Genomic DNA, 17,772 nt, shown 5'->3' with positions numbered 1-17,772 from the left:
ACTCATTGACTGATATGCAGGGTGGCCATTCAATTAGGCTCGACGACCTCACGGAATCCGGCGCACAGCGGTCATTGCGCATCGCATATCAAATGAAAAAAGGCATCGCAAGCGATGCCTTTGGATTGCATGCAGCAAATGCAACGCACTTAATCAGAGCTCAGCGACCAGCTCCGGCACAGCCGCGAAAAGGTCGGCTTCCAGGCCATAGTCGGCCACCGAGAAGATCGGGGCTTCGGGATCCTTGTTGATCGCCACGATCACCTTGGAGTCCTTCATGCCAGCCAGGTGCTGGATGGCGCCGGAGATACCGGCGGCGATGTACAGCTGCGGGGCGACAATCTTGCCGGTCTGGCCGACCTGCAGGTCGTTGGGCGCGTAGCCGGCGTCCACCGCGGCGCGGCTGGCACCGGTAGCTGCGCCCAGCTTGTCGGCCAGCGGTGTCATCACTTCGTTGAACTTCTCGCTGCTGCCCAGTGCGCGGCCACCGGAGACGATGATCTTGGCGGCGGTCAGCTCGGGACGGTCGCTCTTGGCGATCTCGCTGCCCACGTAGGCGCTCTTGCCATTGCCGCTGGCCGCCGCCACGGTTTCCACGGCGGCCGAGCCACCCTGGCCGGCGGCGTCAAAACCGGTGGTGCGCACGGTGATGACCTTGGTGGCGTCGCCGCTCTGCACGGTCGCCATCGCGTTGCCGGCATAGATCGGGCGCTCGAAGGTATCGGCGCTCACCACCTTGGTGATGTCGCTGATCTGGGCGACGTCGAGCTTTGCGGCCACGCGCGGGGCCACGTTCTTGCCACTGGCGGTGGCGGGGAAGAGGATGTGGCTGTAGCCTGAAGCGATGGCCAGCACCTGGGCGGCCACGTTTTCGGCCAGGCCGTGGGCGAAACCCTCGGCGTCGGCGTGGATTACCTTGGCCACACCGGCGATCTGGGCGGCGGCGGCCGCGGCAGCGCCGGCGTTGTGGCCAGCCACCAGCACATGCACCTCACCACCGCAGGCAGCGGCGGCGGTGACGGTGTTGAGCGTGGCGCCCTTGATGGAAGCGTTGTCGTGTTCGGCAATGACGAGAGCGGTCATGATGGGTTTCTTTCCTGTGGTGACGTCACCCCCGCGCAGGCGGGGGTCCAGGGTTTGGGGTGATGTATCCGTTCAGTCTCTGGCGCAGGATTCCCGCCTTCGCGGGAATGACGGCGGGGATCGCCGGCCATGACGATATGAGCGGCAGCCAGGACGAATGTCAGATCACCTTGGCTTCGTTCTTGAGCTTGTCGACCAGGGTGGCGACATCGGGCACCTTCACACCCGCGCCACGCTTGGCCGGCTCGGCCACTTTCAGGGTTTTCAGTCGCGGGGCCACGTCCACACCGAGGTCTTCGGGCTTGACAGTCTCCAGCGGCTTCTTCTTGGCCTTCATGATGTTGGGCAGCGTCACGTAGCGCGGCTCGTTCAGGCGCAGGTCGGTGGTGACCACCGCCGGCAGGCTCACTTCCAGCGTCTCCAGGCCACCGTCGACTTCGCGCGTGACCTTGGCTTTGTCCCCCGCCACTTCGACCTTGGAAGCGAAGGTGGCCTGCGGCAGATCAGCCAGGGCCGCGAGCATCTGGCCAGTCTGGTTGGCATCGTCGTCAATGGCCTGCTTGCCCAGGATCACCAGGCCGGGCTGTTCCTTGTACACCAGCGCCTTGAGCAGCTTGGCCACGGCCAGGGGCTGCAGCTCGACATCGGTCTCGACCAGGATGGCACGGTCGGCGCCGATGGCCATGGCCGTGCGCAGGGTTTCCTGGCACTGGGCCACGCCGCAGGAGACGGCGATCACCTCGGTCGCAGCGCCCTTCTCCTTCAGGCGAACCGCCTCTTCGACGGCAATCTCGTCGAACGGGTTCATGCTCATCTTGACGTTGGCAATGTCCACGCCCGTGCCGTCGCTCTTGACGCGCACCTTGACGTTGTAGTCGACCACACGTTTGACGGGGACGATGACTTTCATTTCATTACTCCTGTTAAATCTGCTGGTGGATACTGGATGTCAAACCCCATCGCACAGCCAGGTCTTGACGTATCAGCCGACGCCGACTCGACCAGTTCATCGTTGTTGGCGTGTATTGCGGCCACCGCACCGCGAATGCCAGTTGCCCTCGCATGCGCGCGTCATGCAAGCGGGCACTCGCTTGTGAGCCTCAAGAGATAGTGGGACAGGCAGTCTGCGGACGTATGCCATCAGCCAGGAAGCGGATGAATACCTCTGCCACCTGATCGCCAGTGAGTGTGCCGTCAGCGTGGTACCACTGGGAAATAGAACTGATCGCCCCCATGAACCAAAACACCGCGAGCCTTGCGTCACAAGGCGCAATGGAACCGTCCCGAACGCCCTCTTCTATGATGTTGCGAAGCTGGAGGTCAAACTTTCTCCGGCGTGCGGTAATCTTTTTACGATCCGCTGGCGTCATAGCGGAAAAGTCGTGCAGGATCGCGGGAGCTCCCATCTGATCTGTCAGGTGCGAGATGTAATTCCGCATGAACGCGGTGATCCGTCCGTACCCAGTGGACTCTGATGCGATCGCGTCTTTCAACACCTGATCACCAATTTTCATCGCCAGCTCATGGCACTCGTAAATGAGTTCCTGCTTGCTCTTGAAATAGTAGTAGAGGGCAGGCTTGGTAACGTTGAGTGCGTTTGCAATCTCGTCGAGCGAGACGTTTTGTGACCCCTGGCGCCCAAAGGCTTTAGACGCTTCAGCAATCACTGCCTGCCGCTTGAGCTCGTACTGCTCATCCGCACCACTGACGGCGTTGTTCCACCTCGCCCCTTTGGTGGCGCGCTTGGTCGCTGAACGCACCCGTGGCTTGGGCTCCGCTTCGATGGATTGGCTCATAAGGTTAGAGGTCGCGCTTTGCTAAGGGGAGACAGTTGTTAGTCGAACATGATATCCAATGACCTCGGGCAGCCGCCTTCGGCGGCTTGCCCAGACACTCACTCAGCCAAAATCTGGCGCGCAATAATCAGCTTCTGAATGTGGCTGGTACCTTCGTAAATCTTGGTAACGCGAACATCTCGGTAATAGCGCTCCACCGGGAAGTCCGAAACGTAGCCGTAGCCACCATGGACTTGAATCGCTGCAGAGCAGACCTTCTCAGCCATCTCACTGGCAAACAGCTTGGCGATCGAAGCCTCTTTGTCTGAGGGAAGCCCCGCATCTCGCCGGCGCGCGGCGTAGATCATGTACTGGCGAGCCACCTCAACCTGCATCGCCATGTCGGCCAGATCAAAGCTGACGGCTTGGAGTGCCGAGATCGGCTTACCGTAGGCTTCCCGATCTTTGGCGTAACGAATGGCAGCCTCGAGCGCAGCGCGCGCGACACCGATCGCCAGGGCGGCAATCGCGATGCGCCCGTCTGACAAGAGCGACAGGGCCTTTGCATATCCTCGCCCTTCTTCTCCCACCAGATTGCCGACTGGAACGCGCAGATTGTCCAGCTGAATCTGGGCAGTATGCGCGGTGTGCTGTCCGAGCTTGTTCTCGATACGGAGCACCTGATAGCCCGGATCCTTGGGATCAACAATGAACAGGCTGAATCGATTCCGAGACCCAGGCTCCCCCGTGGCCGCCACGACAAAGGCGAAACCCGCTTCGCTTCCATTCGAAATCCATTGCTTGCTACCGTTGATCACGTAGTATTCACCATCGCGCTTGGCGGAGGTTCGGATGGAGGCAGTGTCAGAACCAGCATGAGGTTCCGACAGAAGAAATGCACCGATGTTCTTAGCCGAAGCCAACCCGGGCAGGTGCTGAGCCTTCTGCTCCTCTGTGCCGAAATTGCATAAGACATGCGCTGATGAGTTGTGCACGTGCATCATGGTGGCAAAGCCGCCATCGGCGACAGCGAACTCCTCAATGGCCAAGCAATACTCCACGAAAGAAAGTCCCGCACCTCCATGTGTTTGAGGGGCCAGCATGCCCATGAACCCCAATTCGGCCACGGACTGAATTTCCGCATGAGGCCACTTGCCGCTTTGGTCGCGTTGCGCCGCTGTGACGGCGACGACCTCCTCCGCTACGCGGCGGGCCGACTCCCGAATCATGACCTCTTGTTCGCTGAGGAAAGCGTTGGAAACACTGCTCATCTGATGTCCTTGGGGTTAACTTTTTTGTGTCAAAAAACGCAGCTCAACCGAGCCAGCGCTTGCGGCGCCGGTAGTGCTTCATGTCCCGGAAGCTCTTGCGCTCTCCTTCCACTGTCAAGCCGAGGTAGAACTCGCGAACGTCCTCATTGCTCTTGAGTTGGCTAGAAGGCCCCTCCAGCACGATGCGACCGCTCTCCATCACATAGCCGTAATCTGCGAGTTCAAGCGCGACGCGGGTGTTCTGCTCGACGATCAGCAAAGTCAGTCCGCTGGCTTTCAAGTCGGAAAGAAGGCCGTACACCTCCTCCACCATAAGGGGAGCCAATCCGAGCGATGGCTCATCGATCATCACCAACTTGGGTTGGGACATCAATGCGCGACCAATCACCAGCATCTGCTGTTCGCCTCCCGACAAATAACCTGCGGTTCGGTCGCGCAGGGCGGCCAAGCGCTTGATGCGGGAATAGACCTCGTCGAGCCTTTCCTTGGCCTCTCGCCCGCTTCCCAAGTGCCCACCGACCACCAGGTTCTGTTCGACCGTCATGTGACGCAGGACCTTGCGCCCCTCCATCACGTGCACGAGACCCTGTCTCACCACATCCACCGGGTTCGCCCCGGTGATGTTGGTCCCGTCGAGCGTGATCGATCCTGCGGTGACCCGACCATCTTCGGTACGAATGAGGTTTGAAATGGCTTTGAGCGTCGTGCTCTTACCCGCGCCGTTGGCACCGAGCAGGGTAACGCACTGGCCCTTTGGTACACACGCTGTTATGCCCTTTACAGCCAAAATCACTTCGCTGTAAAGAACCTCAACGTTATTTAGTTCAAGCACAGGCAACTCCAATATTCGTCACTCCAGGCCCGTCGCGGCGGGCCTGGATATGCAGTCAATTACCACTTGTTCACGTTCGGAACGGGAGCGCTTTGTTCGACCAGCTTGTACATCCCTTTTTCAATCGTTCCGATGTTCACCGCCAAACCAGAAGTCGGGAACGGAGCATCGTTGCTGAACTTGATGTTGGGCAGAACACCAAATGTCAGCTCGCTTGGGAAAGCGTTGGTCTGCAAAGCAGTGCGAACATCCGCGCCCGTCACGCCGGCAGGACCCTTAATCTTGACCACCTGTTCCACCGCGCGGACCGTGAGTAGGGAAGTGGCCAACCCCATCATGCAGGGCGATGTGAAGTTGGCTTGCGTCTTGTACTGGGTGCGCAGCTTCTCGAAAAAGGCTCGCGCAGCTGTAGGATCGTCCGTCGGGATGGCCATGCCATAAACCTCGTAACTTCCCTCCATCCGGTTGAGGTCGCCCAAGGCCTTGCCCGACGAGAGCAACCCGTTGTGTGCACTGACCACAATAGGTAGGTTGCCCTTACCAAGGCTTTGCAAGGCACGACGGGTAGCCACCACCGATGCCGTATTGTTGAAGACTTGAATCACCGTCGCCCCTTTGCGAAGCAGTCGATGCACTTGCTGCGTAAGGTCCGTCGGCTGTGCCTCGGTGTAGATCGTCTCCACCACTTCCAGGATCTGGGGGTTGTCCTTGGCAAATCGCTCCACACCCTTGTGAATGTCCACATACGCGGGAGAAACTTCCGAAGAAATCACCCCGACCTTCAGCGGTCCACCCCCCATCTTCTTCTGATACCAAGCGTAAAAGCCGGCCGCTTCATGCGGGTAAGTCGCCCGTGCATTGAACACCCAGCTGCCATCCTTCCAAGCAAAGCCATAGCCAGCCGTGCCGAGCAGCAGGGGTACCTTGTCGTTGGGCAATCTCTGCTGCAGCGCATTGCTGTCTGGCCCGCCGAGGCCCCAGACGGCAATCGGGTTGAGCTCCGCCTTGATGCCTGGCCAGAGGGAAGCGACTTGGGCCACGTCGTAGCGTGCGTCATGCTCCTTGACTTTTAGGGTAACGCCGAGCGATTTGCCTACCTCTTCATTCCACCAGTCAAGCACCCCGCGGCGGCAGCCCGTGATGTCCTTCATCACGTCAGCGAAGGGCCCGGTGAAGTCAGCGATCCCAGCAATGTTGTATGTCGTCTGAGCGTAGACGGTGCTTCCACTGCCCAGTACGGCCAAGAGAGCAGCCGAGCCCAAAGCATGGCGGACTCTGACCGAAGCCCATATCTTCTGTTTAATCATTTGCTTGTCTCCTTGATGATTACGCTGTTTAACCAAAATCAACCACCCACCAGCGTGAAAATGGGGATCGGGATAATGTTTATGTTCAATAGGGATAGGGCCACATTCGATAGGACTGCTTCGCAATATTCCAACGATGCATCAGGCCGCGAGGCTCAAAAATCAGAAAGCCAGCGATGATGCCACCGAGAAAAATATTCATAGCAGCAAACACCAAGTCTCCGCCTAGAAATGGAATGCGCTCGACCAGTGCAGGCCCCATGCTCGTGATGGACTCCTGAGCCATACGAATAACGAAAACACCAATCAGTGCGCCAGTAATCGAGCCCATGCCACCCACGATGATCATGGCAATAAACCAGATTGAATGAATCAGCGTGAACTGGTCAATCGCCACAAAGCGAATGTAGTATGCCCACAGCCCTCCACCAATACCGGCATAAAAAGCACCAACCAAAAATGCCAGGGCTTTCGTCCTCACCACGTCGATGCCCATCATCCCTGAAGCCACATCATCATCACGAACGGCGGCGAAGATTCGTCCGTGTCGGCTACGCGCAATGCCGTATCCTCCAGCGATCATGATCATTGCGACCACGAGACACAGGTAATACATGCTTATATCCGTCTCAAACCTGAATCCAAACAGCTCAGCAGGCTCCAGGGTGATGCCGTTTGAGCCACCCAGCCACTTTTGTGGAAGATTGAGCACAAAGAAGTGAAACAGGATCTGCGCAGCAATCGTGGTAAGCGCGAGGTAGAACCCCTTTATCCGGACGGCAGCAAGACCGAAAATGAGGCCAAAAAGCGCTGCGAACACCCCACCCGCGGGCAGGGCCAGCCAGAATGGAAGGTGCAGTTTGCTGGCAAGCACAGCCGTCGAATAAGCACCGACCCCCATGAAGGCGGCCTGGCCTATATTGACCTGGCCAGCCAAACCAGTATTGATTTGCAGACCAAGAACCACCACTGCAGTGATCAGCATCGACGTCATCACTGCCACCGATCGAACCTCGGCGACCATCGGCAGGGCAAACAGAGCCACAACAAATATCAACAGCGCAAATGCTTGATTTCGCGTGCGGATAAGCGATTGATCCTGACGATAGGAGGTTGCGAAAATACCTGCGGGATCCATGATCAAACCCTTTCAATGGTTTTCCAACCGAACATACCGGTTGGACGAATCAAGAGCATCAGCAACATGATGATGAATGGAAATACAGAGCCAATTGCACCGCCAACCAGAGGATCAAGATAGGCCGATGCTAAACCTTGAATCACGCCCACCAGCACACCGGCGAGCAACAATCCTGCGAGCGATTCCAAGCCAGCGAGCAATGCCACAGGAAGCGCTGCCAATCCGATGTCGGAGCTCAGCATGTTGATAGAGCGGCCACTCAGGTGAACCATGGCACCCAGGGTGGAAAGCACAGAGCCGAGAATCCAGGCAAAGGCAATGGATCGCTGCACGGAGATACCCATTGACATCGCCACCTGATGGTCTTCGGCCACGGCGGTCATCGTCAAACCCGTACGCGTTTTGTTGAAAAACCACGAAAGCCCAAAACCAATGGCAATCGTGAGCAACCCACCATAGAACATCGAGCGAGAGATCAGGATGTCACCAAAGATCAGCGGATCAATTGGAAAAACCATCGGAAAGGCGCGGACTTGTGGACCAAACAGGACCAAGACCACACCCCGAATTAGGATCAGAAGCCCGATGGTCACCATCACCATGGAAAAAACGGATTCACCGACAAGTCGCGCAAAGAAAATCCGCTCGATCATCAAGCCGAAGATGGCTGCGCTCACGAATGCCACTGGCAGGCCGATCCACAACGGCATTCCCATTTGAATCACTGTCCACCAGACCATGTACCCGCCGAAGACGACCAACTCCCCCTGCGCGAAGTTGAACACCTTTGATGCCCGATAGATCACCACAAAACCCATGGCAATCAGTGCATACAAGAGGCCCGTCAACGCGCCATTGATGAGGTAATTCAGGAAATCAATCATTGCCTTCTCCCATTTGAAATACCGGCCTTGGTCGTCTGGTCGGCAGCCGCTACGTCGCGAATGAGTACCTGCGCGGTGAACTGGCTGCGACGTCCATCCTGATAGGTCACCGGTATGTCCACAGTCACTTCAGACGCCCCGTTGTAAAGACCTTGAATCAGCGCCGCATACCTATCTTCCAGAAACTCTCGACGCAGCTTTCTCGATCGGGTCAACTCGCCCTCATCCGGGTCAAGCTCCTTCGGAAAGTTGGCGAAACGCCGGACTCGCGCGTGGGCGGGCAGGAACTGGTTTACCCGGGAGATTTCCCGGCTAAGGAGGTCGGCCACCTCTGGGCGCTGCGAGAGATCCGTGAAGGTCGAGAAGCCAATGCGCTTTTCTTCTGCCCAGCGAGACAGCACACCCATGTCGATGTTGATTAGTGCTGCAACAAAGTCGCGCCTTTCATCTCCGACGGTCATGATGTCTTTGATGAACGGGCTGAAGCGAAGGCGGGTTTCAACAAACTGCGGCGGGAACGTCTGGCCATCGGCAAGACGCTTCAGATCGGACACACGCTCCAAAAACACAAGTTCGCCTCGGTCCGTCTTGGTAACCGCATCTCCGGTTTGGTACCACCCGTCTTTGACCTTGGCCTCGAAAGAGCCTTCGCGTCGGTAGTAGCCCAGAAACGAACTCCCTCCCCTGACGCACAACTCCCCATCTGCTGTCAGCATCCACTCCAGAGGAGTTCCTGCCTCGGGGTGCGTCTGCATCCAGTGACCAACGGTTTCTAGGTCAAAACGGTCTCCCTGGTGGCTCGTCAACAGCCCGACCTCTGTCGAGCCATAGATGTTTCTCAAGGGAACGCCCATTGCATGGAACATGCGGAACACATCTGGTGCCATGGTGGCTCCTCCGCAGATGGCCACCTGCAATCGTGTCAGGCCAAGTTGGTCTCTCAACGGCCTAAGGACCAGCGCATTGGCGAGGGGCAGCAAGGCCCGACTCCACCACGACACGTGCTTGCCGTCCATACGCGCGACGTGCACAGCATGTCCAACCTTCAAACCCCACTCGTAAATTGCTCGCCGCACAGCGCCCGCGTCGAGCATGTGTGCCTGCACGGAAGACGCCATGCTTTCCCATTGGCGCGGGGCAAACGTCATGGCCTCGACCGCCAGCTCTCGAATGTTTTCAAGAACCTGCTCAGGGCCCTCAGGAAAGTTGACCACCATGGGCAGGCCGATTCCCAGGGCCAGACCCATGAATTGCTCCGTTGCCCATGCTGGGGCGATGTAGCTCAGGTACTGGGTGCCTGGCCTGGCCTTCGTGGCATTGATCAGACGTTGGGCGTTGTCAACCAAGCTACGATGTGAAAGGATCACCCCCTTGGGTTTGCCCGTGGTGCCTGATGTGTACGAAAGCACCGCGATGTCGTCAGGACGGCCCTGATCAACGAGACGGTCGTACATCAGCTCATCCTTTTCGCCAAGGGACCGCCCCTCGCTCTGCAACTGATGAAACTTGCGCAAGATGGGGTCTCGGTACGACCACATGCCCGTGTCGTCCCAGTACACGATGTGCCGCAGGTTGGGAGTGGCCGTCTTCACCGCCAACCCTTTGTCCACCTGTTCCTGATCCTGAGCAAAGAGACAGACGGCCTCACTGTCATCCAGCAGGTACTGCACTTCGTCTGCCGTGAGGTCCGGATACAGTGAGATTACCTTGCACCCGACTGCTTGTGCCGCGTATTCGGCCCAGTAATGCTGAGGCTCGTTCTCACCAATGATTGCGACCGTCTCTCCGCGTTGAATACCCAGTTGGTGAAGACCCAAGGCCAAGTCCATGACATTGCGCTGGACCTGTGAGAAGTCGTACTCGCGCCAGATACCACGCGTCTTGTGCCGCTGCGAAAGTCGCTGCGGTGAGCGTCTGGCGTGGTCACGCAGCAGTTGCGGCAGTGTTGCCATGCGAATGTTCATGCCACCCCCTCACCCAGATATGCCTTCAATACGGCAGGATCGGCCTGGATTTCCTTGGGTGTTCCCTCGGCAATCTTTCGGCCAAAGTCCAGCACAGCCACGCGATCCGCAAGGTCCATGACAACCCCCATATCGTGCTCGACCAGCACGATCGGGATGCGTTTGGCTTCTCTCACATCCAGAATGAACCTAGCCAGATCTTCCTTCTCCTCGGTATTCATTCCGGCCATTGGCTCGTCCATGAGAAGGATCTTGGGATCTTGAGCGAGAGCGCGCCCGAGGTCGACGCGCTTGCGAAGTCCATAACCCAGGCTGCCCACTGGGGAGTGCCGGATCGACTCGATTTCCAGGAACTCGATGATTTCCTCCACCGCTTCCCTGTGAGCCACCTCTTCGCGTACAGCGGGTCCGAAATGGCAAAAGGACTGGATCAGGTTGGTGCGCATATGCAAGTGGCGCCCCACCATCAGGTTCTCAATGACCGTCATGCCCGAGAAGATGTGGGTACCTTGAAACGTGCGGGCCAATCCGCGGGCCGCCACTTCGTGTGTGCCCATGCCTCTGATCGAGTGCTCGCCAAGACGGATTTCGCCTGCCTTGGGACGATAGAAGCCACTTAGGCAATTCATCAGCGACGACTTCCCTGCTCCGTTAGGACCGATCACGGCCAACAACTCGTCGTCGCGTACATCAATGGAGACATCGTTCAGGGCCACGATTCCCCCAAACTTCAAAAGCAGATGGCTTGCGGAAAGCACGATCTGAGCGTGCTTACCCTTTGGCAGATCACTCATTCTTTCCTCCGCGATCCATCAGTCGTCTTACTTGCATGGAAACCTCTTTTCATTCAGTCCCAGAATAGGTTCAGCTCTTTTTTGTGAGATGCTGACCGTCAGCGGGTCCCCGCGTCCAGGCTGATGGTGGTGGCGTTGAAGTAGGCGTTTTCGACGATGTGTTGAACCAGTGAGGCAAACTCCTGCGGTCGCCCCATCCGGTGGGGGAAGAGGATCGAGTTATCGATCAGCCCCTGAGAGACCTTGGGCGGCATGCCGGCGGACATGCCCGTCTCGAACAGGCCGGGCGCAATAGCGACGACACGAATCCCGTGCTGTGCCAAGTCACGGGATACTGGGAGCGTCATTCCCATCACCCCAGCCTTCGTTGCGCTGTAGGCTGCCTGACCCATCTGTCCCTGCCAAGCGGCTCCAGAAGAGGTGTTCACGATCACACCTCGCTCGCCGTCCTCGCTGGCGGTATTTCGCGACATCGCAAGGCTCGCGTGGCGGATGACGTTAAACGTGCCCGTGAGGTTGACGGCAATCACCTGGTTCCAGAGAGAAAGGGGAAACAGTTCGCCTTTGCTCAAGGTTTTGCACGGCCCAAGAATGCCAGCACAGTTCACGGCCACCTGCAAAGAGCCAAAGGCCTGCACCGCAAAGTCGACGGCAGCTTTCACCTCAGCATCGTTGGACACGTCGACCCGTTGAATGCGAACGCTTGACCCTAGGGGCAGTACGTTGTTGACCAAGCGCTCTTCATCAACGTCCACTGCCATCACCTTGGCGCCCGCCGCTACCAGCGCCTGGCAGGTGGCCAGGCCCAGGCCCGATCCTGCTCCAGTGACGAGTGCCACTACGTTTTGAATGTCCATGTTGTCTCCTTGTTCGTACTTGGTTCTGTGATTCAGCGGCCAAGAATCGTTATGCATGCCACGGCTTCTTCAATCCCTTCCAGGCCCCCGCCGTTCTCGGCGAGCGCAAGCCGGGCACTTTCCACCTGGCGCTTCCCTGCCTCCCCTCGTAGTTGAGTGACCAGCTCATGGATCTGTGCAAGCCCGGTCGCACCTACAGGGTGGCCCTTGGACTCCAGACCACCTGATGGGTTGATAGGGATCCGCCCTCCGATGCTTGTCTCACCGCGCTCCGCGATGACACCGCCCATGCCGAACTCGCAGAAGCCAAGGTTCTCGGACTGGATGATTTCGCCCATGGCGGTAGCGTCATGGACTTCGGCCACCGATATGTCTGCGGCTCCCACACCGGCCAATTCGTAGGCCTTGGTGGCCGCCAACGCTGTGCAGTGGGAGCGGTAGTCGGACTCATCGCGATCTGATCCGCTTTGCACCACCGAAGCGAGTACACGGATCGCTCGGCTTGCGTCCAAGTTGAGGCGTTTAATGGCCTTGCCGGTGCACAAAATTGCGGCCGCGGCACCATCTGAGATTGGTGAACACATTGGCAAAGTCAGCGGATAGGTGATGGGTGGCGCCGCTAGGATCTCGTCGATGGTGTATGCCACACGGTACTGGGAGAGCGGGTTATGAACCGAATGGGTGTGGTTCTTGGCCGCCACAGCCGCGAGCTGCCGCTGGGTCGTACCGAATGTCCGCATGTGCGAACGCGCGAATGCGGCATATACGTCCATGAAGACGCTGTACGGCTTGGGCGAGGTCGATCCTTCGGGTACGGACACCTCCCTGCCCAGCTTCATCAGGGAATCTCGAATCTCTTGTGCACGGGAGATATCCCAAGCACTGTCAAACACGGAGAACATCCGCGCCTTGTCGGTAGAGAACATCTTCTCGGTTCCAACCGCGAGAGCGACGTCGCCCGCTCCGGACTTCAAGTGACTGCACGCCAGCGCAAACGCAGATGATCCACTCGCGCAGGCGTTCTCAATGTTCACCACCGGAACCCGGCCAATGCCCATGGCGCGCAAGGCAATCTGCCCGCGAATCATGTGCTGCCCTTCCATGTGTCCTTGAGAAGTGTTGCCAAAGAAGGCCGCTTCCAACTGCTCCTTCTGCATGGCGGCATCTGCAAGGGCTGCCTCCACTGCCTGCCTAGTAAGGGCTTTCATGTCAAGGTCGAGGTGTCGGCCAAACGGCGTCATGCCAACCCCAATCACGTAGATGTCATTCATGCTCAGTTTCCTTATGGCTCTTGAATACTGGCGGAATAGCTTAACTTTACCCGCCGTGCAATGGTTTTACTTTAAAGTAAAAAACAAAAAAAGAGAGAGGGGTAAACCCTCATTGGGGCGATCTCAAAAGGTCCGGATCGACCAGAGGCAGGAAGCGCAAGCCCCGCGCCGTCTCTACATCACCCTCGTCGGTCACGCGATACAGACCTCGACTGGCGTTATGGGGATGCTTCGCTGCCTCTCCCAAGGTGAGGACTGGTGCGAAGCAGGCATCAGTGCCTTCCAGCTCTCCAGTCCAATAGCTGCTTGACCTCGACGCAAATGCCTCAGCCATTCGGGCTTTCAGTGCGGGCCAAGCGGCCCTGTTCATCTGCTGAGAGGGATCCACGTCCGACAGCCCCATCTTTTCCAGAAGAAGCGCATAGAACTGCGGCTCAATAGCGCCAACCGTGATGTACCGACCGTCTGCACACCGATAGCGGTCATAGAACGGTGAGTCGTGAAAGACGCTGGCCACGGTCCCCTCTAGAGCACCACCCTTGCGGAGAAGCTGAACCAAGGGCGCCAGGAGGGCCAGCACATCCACGATCGCTCCATCGACTACACAACCCTTTCCTTCGCCACTTCTCGCGGCGAACATCCCGGCGACGATTCCCATCGTCAGACCCAAGGCCCCCGCCGCGTCTCCCAAGACCGTGGGTGGCAGAATTGGAGGATGACCCGGCGTTTCGGTCAGTGACATCAGTCCGGTTAGGGCCACGTAGTTCATGTCGTGGCCTGCGGCGTGGGCCAGCGGACCATCCTGCCCCCATCCCGTCATGCGGCCGTAGACGAGGCGGGGGTTCACCTTGGCGCAGTCTTGAGGCCCCAGACCCAGCCGCTCCATCACCCCTGGACGATTCCCTTCAATCAAGGCATCGCTTTGGGCAATCAAGTCGATTGCAGCCACTTTGTCGTGTGGCGTCTTCAAGTTCAGAGTGACACGATGTTTGCCGCGGTTAATCAAGCTATCGGTAGGCGGGGTCATTTCTGCTGGCAGAGCCCCTCGACCTGGGCGTGCGACCAGGGTCACGCTCGCGCCGAGCTGTACCAGATGAAAGCCCGCCAATGGGCCGGGTCCGATTCCTTCGAACTCCACTACCTTGACTCCTGCCAACGGTAGCTGACTGCTTTGACTAGATGACTTCATGGGGACTCCTCTTTTTTTACTCTAAAGTAAAGCCGCTTTATTATGGGTAAGGGAAATCACCAAGTTACTTACTCGATAGTCAAATGAAAGAATGTGAGGTCCCTAAGCACGCCGAGAATGGAGAAGACATGTCAGAGTCAGTGGTGGTTACCGAAGTCCGGAATCGATCTCTTTGGATCCGCCTGAATCGCCCAGATGCAATGAACTCGCTCACCCCAGAAGTGCTCCAAGCCATCGACAGGGGGCTGGACCAGGCACTGGAGAGCAACGACGTCATGACCGTTGTTCTTACTGGTACCGGCCGCGCCTTCTGCGCTGGGGCGGACCTTAAGTACGTGCGAGGTCAACTGGGCGAGAACGGCACGAGCGCCTTCCTCGCGGGTGTCTTGCGCACGATGAACCGCCTGGACCGATTCCCCAAGCCGGTCATTGCCTCGCTAAACGGCATTACCCTCGCGGGAGGGCTGGAGTTGGTGCTGTGCTGCGATCTGGTTATCGCTGCCAAGAGCGCAAAGATCGGCGATGCACACGCCAACTACGGCCTGCTTCCTGGAGGTGGCGGCTCGGTGCGTCTCCCCCGTGTGATTGGCCCGACCCGCGCCAAGTACCTTCTCTACACCGGTGAGTTCGTTTCAGCCGAGGAGATGCGAGAAGCCGGGTTGGTGAATCAGGTCGTGGACGACTCGCAGCTCGACGCAGCGACCCAGAAGGTGGCCGACACCATTGCCACCAAGAGCCCTTTGGGCCTTCAGCGCATGAAGGCTCTGGTTGACGACGGGCTCGATCAATCAGAGGACACGGCACTTCGCTTGGAACTGCTGGCGTCAGAAGTTCATGCTTTCAGCGCCGACCTTCAAGAGGGGCTGGATGCCTTCCAGGGAAAACGCGCGCCGCGTTTCACCGGCAAGTGAACCAAGGTTCCGAACCATGACCACGCCCCCATGCTCCAACCGATTCGCAGCACTTCAGCGCATTCAGACCCAGGCTTACCGGAAGGCCCCAGCAATACGAGACATCTATGAGCGGGCGAATATGGCGCCGGCCGACTTATGCGGCGCCAGTGATCTTGCCCGCCTGCCCGTCACGACCAAAGACCAACTACTCGCCCTCCAACGAGCACATCCCCCTTTTGGCGGGTTCCTGGCCGCGGACACTCACGACATTCGACGCATCTTTGTGTCTCCAGGGCCGATCTATGAACCAGAGCTTTCAAGCGATGTCACCGGGCGTGGATTCGCGCAAGTTTTTAACCAAGCAGGCATCGGCCCCGGCGATCGCGTGCTGAATACCTGGTCTTACCACCTTGTGCCCGCAGGTCTTTTGCTTGACCAAGGAATCGCATCTACCGGGGCCACGATCATCCCGTGTGGTCCGGGCGGCGCTGAACAGCAAGCCCAACTGATTCTGGAGTTGGACATCACGTGTATTTGCGCGTCCACCAGCTTCTTCATTACCTTGATCGAGACCTTGGAACGCATGGGGTACCAGTTGCCTCGTGACTGGCGCGTCAAAAATGCCATGCTCGGTGGAGAGATGGGCAACTGGATGCATAAGCGACGCGATCTTGAGCAGCGCTATGCCATCAACACGTTCTCCGCCTATGCGACCGGAGACTTTGGACTCATCGGTTACGAACAAGATGGACTTGAGGGCTACCGCATTCACCCTGAACGCCTGGTCCAGGTGTGCGACCCGGTATCGGGCGAGCCCTTGCCAGTCGGCAGCACAGGTGAGATCGTGGTCACGACACTGGAAAGCGGGTGGCCATTGGTTCGATTCGGCACAGGCGACGTCGCTCAGGCGTTGAGCCAGACAGAAGACGGCCTCGTTGATCGCATTGGTCTTCTGCAAGGCCGCGTCGGCCAGGGTGTAAAAGTGCGCGAGGTTTTTGTCTATCCGCGCAACATCGAAGAATTGCTGAGTCGAGTGCCGGAGATCAATCGTGCGCAGCTTGTCGTAGAGACCCTGGGCCACAGAGAGACCATGACATTGCGTGCAGAACTCAAGCCAAAAGGCACACCAGCCAACGTGGAAGCTCACCTAGCTGATGCATTCAAACAAGTAACTCGGCTCAAGCTAGACAACATCGAATGGCTCGAGGTGGGCCAACTCGCTGAAGGAGATCCAACGCTTGTCGATCGGAAGCACGCACAAGCTTGAAGCACCACAGGACCCGGATGTACAAGTTGGAGTTGGAGTTGACCCACTTCCGTGGACGGGTACTGGTTTTGCGGGGGAACGTCAGTCAGTCAGTCACTGAAGCCCGAAGGGCTCTTCTCGGTTAGGATCCGTCTTGTTCCCGGCTTGTTTTAAGTGCTGTACTAGGCAATTGCCGCCCAGCCACTGCTTCTGACAATGCCGGGAATTTTTCGGGTCAATGTGGCCCAGCAAGGCTCTCGAGTACTCCATCGCTGGGTCGGAGTGCTCGTATACCGCGTATGTCGATCGCGTGGGGTCACGCTCTTGCCACCGGCACATCCTCCAGCCGCGTCGTGTACTGCGGCGTGCGCCTCTCCTGCTTCATGCCCCATGCTCGCTGAGGTGCCGTCTGCCCGGTAGAGCCGACATGCAAGGTGCCCTTGCCGTAACGCTGGTTGATGACATCCATCGCCACCATCAGTCTTGACCGGTCCCGTGCTGTCTCGGGCTCCTGTTCGGGCTCAAGGTCCAGTTCCTGCTGCTGGACCCTGGCCGGCTGAAGATCCACCAAGATGACCCCCGCCTTGATGAAACGGTAGCCCGGCAGGTACATGCTGCGCATGGCATCGGCTGCGGCGCCTGCGAGCAGCCTGCTGTCATCCGTTGGCCTGCGCAGCGGTACGACAACACTTCGGGAGAGTTGAGGCCCTTGCCGATGCGGTGAGGTGTGGATGAACACCAGCAGCTCCCTGGCCACGCTGTTCTGCTTCCTCAGCTTCTCCCCTGCCCGGCTGGCGAATTCGCTGACGGCTTCGATCAGCGGTTCCAGCTCGGTGACAGGTTGTCCGAAGGACCGGGTGCATGCAATCTGCTGTTTGGACTCTGGAGCATCGTCCAGATCCACACAGGGCTGACCCTGCAGTTCCCGCACCGTCTTCTCCAGCGTCACGTTCCAGCCACGGCGGACGGTGACCGGGTCCATGCGCACCAAGTCCAGCACAGTCTGGATGCCGTGTTCCTTGAGCTGTTTGCTGATTCGCCTGCCCACCCCCCAGACCTCGCCCACATCCGTGGCCTGTAGGACATCATCCAGGTCCTGTGGAGGCAACGCGGCCAGGTTGCACACCTGAGCCAGTTCCGCCGGATAGCTGCCCGGCTTGCGCTCTGCGGTCTTGGCGACGTGATTCGCCAGCTTGGCCAGGGTCTTCGTCTGTGCGATGCCGATGCAGGTGGGTATACCGATCCACTGAAGGATCCGGTCCCTA

Annotated in this window: 16 protein-coding genes; 2 read left to right on the top strand and 14 right to left on the bottom strand. The window is 58.3% G+C overall.

From position 1 onward, the window contains the following. Positions 1-153: 153 nt before the first annotated feature. The 13 genes from ACOVRJ_RS08395 to ACOVRJ_RS08335 form a co-directional block, all read right to left on the bottom strand. The gene (locus ACOVRJ_RS08395; protein WP_291925351.1) at positions 154-1,083 is read right to left on the bottom strand and encodes an electron transfer flavoprotein subunit alpha/FixB family protein; all 930 of its coding nucleotides are present in this window, start codon (positions 1,081-1,083) and stop codon (positions 154-156) included. 160 nt (positions 1,084-1,243) lie between these two features. Next, positions 1,244-1,993 carry an electron transfer flavoprotein subunit beta/FixA family protein gene (locus ACOVRJ_RS08390; protein ID WP_291925349.1) on the bottom strand — a complete coding sequence of 250 codons (750 nt, stop codon included), beginning with the start codon at positions 1,991-1,993 and terminating at the stop codon, positions 1,244-1,246. A 190-nt stretch (positions 1,994-2,183) separates the two neighbouring features. Next, entirely contained in the window at positions 2,184-2,879 is a 696-nt protein-coding gene (locus ACOVRJ_RS08385) for a TetR/AcrR family transcriptional regulator (RefSeq protein ID WP_291925347.1), read from the bottom strand. A 98-nt stretch (positions 2,880-2,977) separates the two neighbouring features. After that, on the bottom strand, positions 2,978-4,129 hold the full coding sequence (locus tag ACOVRJ_RS08380) for an acyl-CoA dehydrogenase family protein (protein ID WP_291925343.1): 1,152 nt from the start codon (positions 4,127-4,129) through the stop codon (positions 2,978-2,980). Positions 4,130-4,172: 43 nt separating this feature from the next. Then, on the bottom strand, positions 4,173-4,961 hold the full coding sequence (locus tag ACOVRJ_RS08375; RefSeq protein WP_291925339.1) for an ABC transporter ATP-binding protein: 789 nt from the start codon (positions 4,959-4,961) through the stop codon (positions 4,173-4,175). 59 nt (positions 4,962-5,020) lie between these two features. Further along, positions 5,021-6,268, bottom strand: coding sequence for an ABC transporter substrate-binding protein (locus ACOVRJ_RS08370; protein WP_291925336.1), 1,248 nt, complete (start codon positions 6,266-6,268; stop codon positions 5,021-5,023). Positions 6,269-6,353: 85 nt separating this feature from the next. After that, positions 6,354-7,406, bottom strand: coding sequence for a branched-chain amino acid ABC transporter permease (locus ACOVRJ_RS08365; protein WP_291925333.1), 1,053 nt, complete (start codon positions 7,404-7,406; stop codon positions 6,354-6,356). A 2-nt stretch (positions 7,407-7,408) separates the two neighbouring features. After that, positions 7,409-8,293 (bottom strand): branched-chain amino acid ABC transporter permease, encoded by an 885-nt coding sequence (locus ACOVRJ_RS08360; protein WP_291925329.1) that lies wholly within the window; start codon positions 8,291-8,293, stop codon positions 7,409-7,411. Continuing rightward, a complete protein-coding gene (locus ACOVRJ_RS08355) occupies positions 8,290-10,257 on the bottom strand; it encodes an AMP-dependent synthetase/ligase (protein WP_291925324.1) in 1,968 nt (655 codons plus the stop codon). The genes ACOVRJ_RS08360 and ACOVRJ_RS08355 overlap by 4 nt, the downstream gene beginning before the upstream one ends. Further along, a complete protein-coding gene (locus tag ACOVRJ_RS08350) occupies positions 10,254-11,051 on the bottom strand; it encodes an ABC transporter ATP-binding protein (RefSeq protein WP_291925321.1) in 798 nt (265 codons plus the stop codon). The genes ACOVRJ_RS08355 and ACOVRJ_RS08350 overlap by 4 nt, the downstream gene beginning before the upstream one ends. 98 nt (positions 11,052-11,149) lie before the next feature. Further along, positions 11,150-11,908: an SDR family NAD(P)-dependent oxidoreductase gene (locus tag ACOVRJ_RS08345; RefSeq protein ID WP_291925318.1), complete on the bottom strand. Its 759-nt coding sequence runs from the start codon at positions 11,906-11,908 to the stop codon at positions 11,150-11,152. Between the two features lie 32 nt (positions 11,909-11,940). Then, complete coding sequence (locus ACOVRJ_RS08340) at positions 11,941-13,179, bottom strand: thiolase family protein (protein ID WP_291925315.1); 1,239 nt, start codon at positions 13,177-13,179, stop codon at positions 11,941-11,943. A gap of 109 nt (positions 13,180-13,288) precedes the next feature. Then, entirely contained in the window at positions 13,289-14,368 is a 1,080-nt protein-coding gene (locus ACOVRJ_RS08335) for a CaiB/BaiF CoA transferase family protein (protein ID WP_291925312.1), read from the bottom strand. Between the two features lie 83 nt (positions 14,369-14,451). Here ACOVRJ_RS08335 and ACOVRJ_RS08330 point away from each other — a divergent pair, with 83 nt between their 5' ends. Together ACOVRJ_RS08330 and ACOVRJ_RS08325 are read left to right on the top strand one after the other, a co-directional pair. Further along, positions 14,452-15,279: an enoyl-CoA hydratase/isomerase family protein gene (locus ACOVRJ_RS08330; RefSeq protein ID WP_366510638.1), complete on the top strand. Its 828-nt coding sequence runs from the start codon at positions 14,452-14,454 to the stop codon at positions 15,277-15,279. Positions 15,280-15,400: 121 nt separating this feature from the next. After that, positions 15,401-16,528: a phenylacetate--CoA ligase family protein gene (locus ACOVRJ_RS08325; RefSeq protein WP_422043422.1), complete on the top strand. Its 1,128-nt coding sequence runs from the start codon at positions 15,401-15,403 to the stop codon at positions 16,526-16,528. 295 nt (positions 16,529-16,823) lie between these two features. Here the strand turns inward: ACOVRJ_RS08325 and ACOVRJ_RS08320 are convergent. Continuing rightward, positions 16,824-17,772: DUF4113 domain-containing protein (locus tag ACOVRJ_RS08320; RefSeq protein ID WP_422043421.1), on the bottom strand; the 949-nt coding region annotated here is incomplete at its 5' end.

The organism is Roseateles sp., from assembly GCF_049240545.1.
Taxonomy (GTDB): domain Bacteria; phylum Pseudomonadota; class Gammaproteobacteria; order Burkholderiales; family Burkholderiaceae_C; genus Paucibacter_A.
Note: the sequence above shows the minus strand (reverse complement) of the source record. Positions and strands in the feature narration are given on the sequence as shown.